This is a genomic window from Streptomyces sp. IBSBF 2435 (assembly GCF_036815005.1).
Classification (GTDB): domain Bacteria; phylum Actinomycetota; class Actinomycetes; order Streptomycetales; family Streptomycetaceae; genus Actinacidiphila.
Genome location: NZ_JAJSYW010000313.1, coordinates 1 through 4486 on the forward strand (window position 1 = coordinate 1; position 4486 = coordinate 4486).

Sequence of the window (4486 nt, forward strand, 5' to 3'; positions counted from 1 at the left end):
GGGGAACTGCCAGACCCCCCGTCCCCGGCGAAGCGCACCCACCGACGCAGTCGGCACCCCAGCCCCGCGCCAGCGGGAAGCGCAGCGGCACCCCCGAGCCCGCGCCGGCGGAGGGGTGGGGCCGGAGGACCCAGAGAGCCGGGCCAGGCCGGTGGACGGTACTGTTCGGCGCGTGAGTGGCATCGAGCTCGACGACTTCGGCTCCCTCGTGGAGCGCCCCGACGCAAGCCCGCGGCGCGACTCGGCGGAGAGGTGGCAGGCCCTCGTACGGCCCGCCGAGGGCCTGGGAAAGACCGCGGAGTTGGCGGACTGGCTGGCCGCCGTACAGGGCGTCGTGCCGGTACGCCCCCTCACGTCCCCCCGCGTGCTGCTCTTCGCCGCCGACCACGGCATCGCGGAACGCGACGTCTCGGCCAGAAAGCCCGGCACGGCAAGCGCTCTGGCGCGGGCCGCGATCGACGGCACGGCCCCGGTGAACGTGATCGCCCGCCGGTTCGGCGTACCGGTCGACGTCATCGACATGGCGCTGGACTGCGATCCGGCGGACCTGCCCGGCGAGGTGACGGCGTATCGGGTGCGCCGCGGCTCGGGGCGTATCGACGTCGAGGACGCGCTGACCCGGGAGGAGGCCGAGCAGGCCTTCCGTACCGGGATGGACCTGGCGGACCGGCACGCGGACGCCGGCACCGACCTGGTGCTGCTCGGCGACCTGAGCGTCGGCGGTACGACCCCGGCCGCCGTGCTGATCGCCGCGCTGTGCGGCACCGACGCTTCCGTGGTCACCGGCCGCGGCTCCGGCATCGACGACCTGGCCTGGATGCGCAAGTGCGCCGCGATCCGGGACGCGCTGCGCCGGGCGCGCCCGGTGCTGGGCGACCAGATCGCGCTGCTCGCCACCGTCGGCGGCGCCGACTACGCCGCGATGACCGGCTTCCTGCTCCAGGCGGCGGTACGCAAGCTGCCGGTGGTGCTCGACGGAGTCGTCGGCGCGGCGTGCGCGCTGGTCGGCCAGCGCGTCGCCTTCCGGGCGCCGGACTGGTGGCTGGCCGGGCACGCCACCGGCGAGCCGGGCCAGGCCAAGGCGCTGGACCGGATCTCGCTCGACCCGCTGCTCGACCACGGCATCCGGGTGGGCGGCGGCGTCGGCGCACTGCTCGCACTGCCGCTGCTCCAGGCTGCGGCGGCCCTGTCGGCCGAACTCCCCCCGGAAGCGGGAACCGTGGAGGAGGCGGCCGGGGAAGCCGCCGAGGAGCCCTCGGAGGAGGCCGCGGAGGCGTAGCCCCCACGCTTTCCCGACACGCCGGGGCGTAATGCCGTAAATCAGACAATACGCCCTATGCTTCCCAGGCATGGGAACCGGCAGCGCGGGGGCCGGCCGTGGTCCACGGCCAGGACGTCGCCTGGCGCCGCGCGCCGCGCTGTTCACCGTCTGGTACCTGCGTGCCGTGGCAGCGCTGAATTTCCTCGGCGCCTTCTGGGTGTCCTTCGGTGCCGACATCCGGCGGCACAATGCGCAGGACTACTTCACCCCGTATCTCCTGACGGCGGGTTACACCTCGGGCGCCGTCGCCCTCTTCCTCGCCGTCACCATGCGACGCCGCAAGCGGGCCGCCTGGATCCTCAACCTCGTGCTGTGCAGCCTGTTCTTCGCCGCACTGGCGCTGAGCATGGTGTGGCCCGACATCTACGAGCACGCCCAGAACTGGTTGTCGCTCGCGCTGACCGGCGCCCTCCTGGCCGCACTGCTCGTCGGGCGGCGCCAATTCCGCGCCAAGGGCGACCCCGGCAACCCGCGGCATGCCGCGATGGTCGCCGCCGTCGGCCTCGTCCTGGCAGCGCTCATCGGCACGGCCCTGGTCTCGGCGACCAACTCCCAGCACACCGCCACCTTCGGCGACAGCTTCGGGTACGCCCTGCTGCGGCTGGTCTCGCTGGTCCCGGACGACAGCGCCTTCATGACCATCTCCACCCCCGGCTGGGTGGACGTGGCGATCAACGTCATGAGCACCCTGCTCTTCCTCCTGGTCCTCTTCGTCGCCTTCCGCTCCCCGCGCGGCACGGCCTTGCTGTGCACCGAGGACGACGCGCGGCTGCGCACCCTGCTCGACAAGTACGGCGAGCGCGACTCCCTCGGCTATTTCGCGCTGCGCCGCGACAAGAGCGTGATCTGGTCGCCGAGCGGCAAGTCCGCCATCGCCTACCGGGTGCTCGGCGGGGTCTCGCTCGCGTCGGGCGACCCGATCGGCGACCCCGAGGCCTGGCCCGGCGCCATCGACGCGTGGCTGAACGAGGCCAGGGACCACGCATGGGTGCCGGCCGTGGTGGGCGCCAGCCAGGAGGCCGGCACCGTCTACGCCCGGCACGGCCTCGACGCGCTCGAACTCGGCGACGAGGCCATCGTGGAGACCGCCGGCTTCAGCCTCGACGGCCGCGCGATGCGTTCGGTCAGGCAGGCGCACAACCGGGTCGGGCGGTCCGGCTGCGCCGTACGCGTCAGGCGGCACGCCGACATCCCGCCGGCCGAGCTGGCCGCGCTGCTGGAACGCGCTGACGACTGGCGCGACGGGCAGACGGAACGCGGCTTCTCCATGGCGCTCGGGCGGCTCGGCGACCCCGCGGACGGGCAGTGCGTGATGGTCGAGTGCGCGGACGCCGAGGGCAGGCCGCGGGCGCTGCTGAGCTTTGTGCCGTGGGGGCCGCACGGCCTGTCGCTCGACCTCATGCGGCGCGACCGCGGCTCGGACAACGGCCTGATCGAGTTCATGGTCATCGAGCTGATCCAGCGGGCCGGCGAGCTGGGGGTCCAGCAGATCTCGCTGAACTTCGCAATGTTCAGGTCGGTCTTCGAACGCGGCTCGCGGCTCGGCGCCGGTCCTGTGCTGCGGCTGTGGTACTCGCTGCTGACGTTCTTCTCACGCTGGTGGCAGATCGAGTCGCTCTACCGCGCCAACGCCAAATTCCGGCCGATCTGGGAGCCCCGCTATGTCCTCTTCGGCAAGTCGAGCGAGCTCCCGCGGATCGGTCTCGCCGGCGCCCGCGCGGAGGGCTTCCTGGGCGTACCCCGGCTTCCCGCGCCGCTCGGGCGGCGGCAGCCGCGGTGAGGCCCGCTCGGGCCGTGGCGGGGGCGGTGACGGCCGCCGGGGCGGGCGGAGGCACGGGGTGATGCGGCTGTTCGCCGAATTAGCGGCGGTGCTCGGTGACGCGGGGCGGGAGCTGCGGGCACGCGGGGCGCGGGCCGTCCCGGTCACCCTCACCGCCTGCGCCGGCATCCTCGTGCTGCAACTGCTCCAGCACCGGCGCGGCACCAGCGGCTGGGTCGAGCGGCTCGGCGGTGTCTACGCCAGCCTGCCCTGGTGGCAGGCGCTGCTGCGTACGCCCCTGTCGGTCTTCCTGCCCGATCCCTCGCTGCCGATGTGGGGGCTGGTCCTCCAGGTCGTGGTTGTCTTCGGCATCGCGGAGATCACGGTGGGGCCGCGCCGCACCCTCGCGGTCGGCCTGCTCGCCACCCTGGCCGGCACCTGCTTCGCCCGCTATTCGCTGTGGGCGGGACCGCACTGGCCCTTCGGCCTGCCCGCGCACGACCTCCTGGTCCGCGACACCGGGCCGTCCGCGGCGGTCGTCGCGCTCGGCGTCCACGTGGCGCTGCGCTACCGGGCGTGGTGGACGACCTCCGCGATCGTCCTCGCGATGGTGGTCGAGGTCGTCTCGCTGCCCAACCTGGCCGGTTACGAGCATCTGGCGGGCGTGGCCCTGGTCCTCTCCCTCTCCGCCTGCGCCCCCGTCCGATCCCCCGGGACCCGGCCCGGGGCGGCGGGGCTCTGAGCCGGACTCTGACGGCGGGCTTCGCAAGCGGGGCGGATAGCCTCGCGCGGTGAGTGATGACAGCCTTCCCCCCGCTTCGGCCGGGGACGCCCTGCGGTTCGCCTTCGGCACGCTCACCGTCGTGCCCGTGCGGCTCACCCGGTGGGACCGGGGCGCGGCTCGCGGCGGCATGCTCGCCGCTCCGCTCGTCGGGGTCGTCGTCGGGCTGGCCGCCGCCATATGCGGCGGGCTGCTCGCGGCGCTCGGCGCGGGGCCGCTGCTCGCGGCGGTCGGCGCGGTGGCGGTGCCCGCCGTCCTCACACGCGGCCTGCACCTCGACGGGCTCGCCGACACCGCGGACGGGCTCGGCTCCGGCAAGGGGGCGGAGGACGCGCTGCGGATCATGAAGCAGTCGGACATCGGGCCGTTCGGGGTCGTCGTCCTGGTCTTCGCGCTGCTCGCGCAGGCCGCGTCCGCCGCGGCCTGTTACGGGCACGGGTGGGTCTACGGCGGTGCGGCCGCCGTGCTTTCCGCGGTGGCCGCGCGGGCGGCTCTGGTCGTGGCGTGCCGGCGCGGGGTGCCGGCGGCGCGGTCCGGCGGGCTCGGGGCGGCTGTCGCCGGGGTGGTGCCGGGGTGGCTGGCGGCGGTGGTGGTTGGCGTCTGTGCGGGGTTCGCTGCCGCGGGG

Annotated in this window: 4 protein-coding genes; all 4 read left to right on the forward strand. The window is 74.4% G+C overall.

What is annotated here, in order from left to right:
• The first annotated feature begins 172 nt into the window (after positions 1-172).
• Positions 173-1279 (forward strand): nicotinate-nucleotide--dimethylbenzimidazole phosphoribosyltransferase, encoded by a 1107-nt coding sequence (gene cobT / locus V7E46_RS32635; RefSeq protein WP_333771788.1) that lies wholly within the window; start codon positions 173-175, stop codon positions 1277-1279.
• Between the two features lie 70 nt (positions 1280-1349).
• On the forward strand, positions 1350-3101 hold the full coding sequence (locus V7E46_RS32640; RefSeq protein WP_333771789.1) for a phosphatidylglycerol lysyltransferase domain-containing protein: 1752 nt from the start codon (positions 1350-1352) through the stop codon (positions 3099-3101).
• A 61-nt stretch (positions 3102-3162) separates the two neighbouring features.
• Positions 3163-3822 (forward strand): hypothetical protein, encoded by a 660-nt coding sequence (locus V7E46_RS32645; RefSeq protein WP_333771790.1) that lies wholly within the window; start codon positions 3163-3165, stop codon positions 3820-3822.
• A 49-nt stretch (positions 3823-3871) separates the two neighbouring features.
• A partial coding sequence (locus tag V7E46_RS32650; protein ID WP_333771791.1) for an adenosylcobinamide-GDP ribazoletransferase occupies positions 3872-4486 on the forward strand: 615 nt, incomplete at its 3' end.

Bases quoted from the DNA above. Each gene is read 5' to 3' on its own strand.
- V7E46_RS32640 (WP_333771789.1), top strand. From the start codon at position 1,350: ATGGGAACCGGCAGCGCGGGGGCCGGCCGTGGTCCACGGCCAGGACGT.
- V7E46_RS32645 (WP_333771790.1), top strand. From the start codon at position 3,163: ATGCGGCTGTTCGCCGAATTAGCGGCGGTGCTCGGTGACGCGGGGCGG.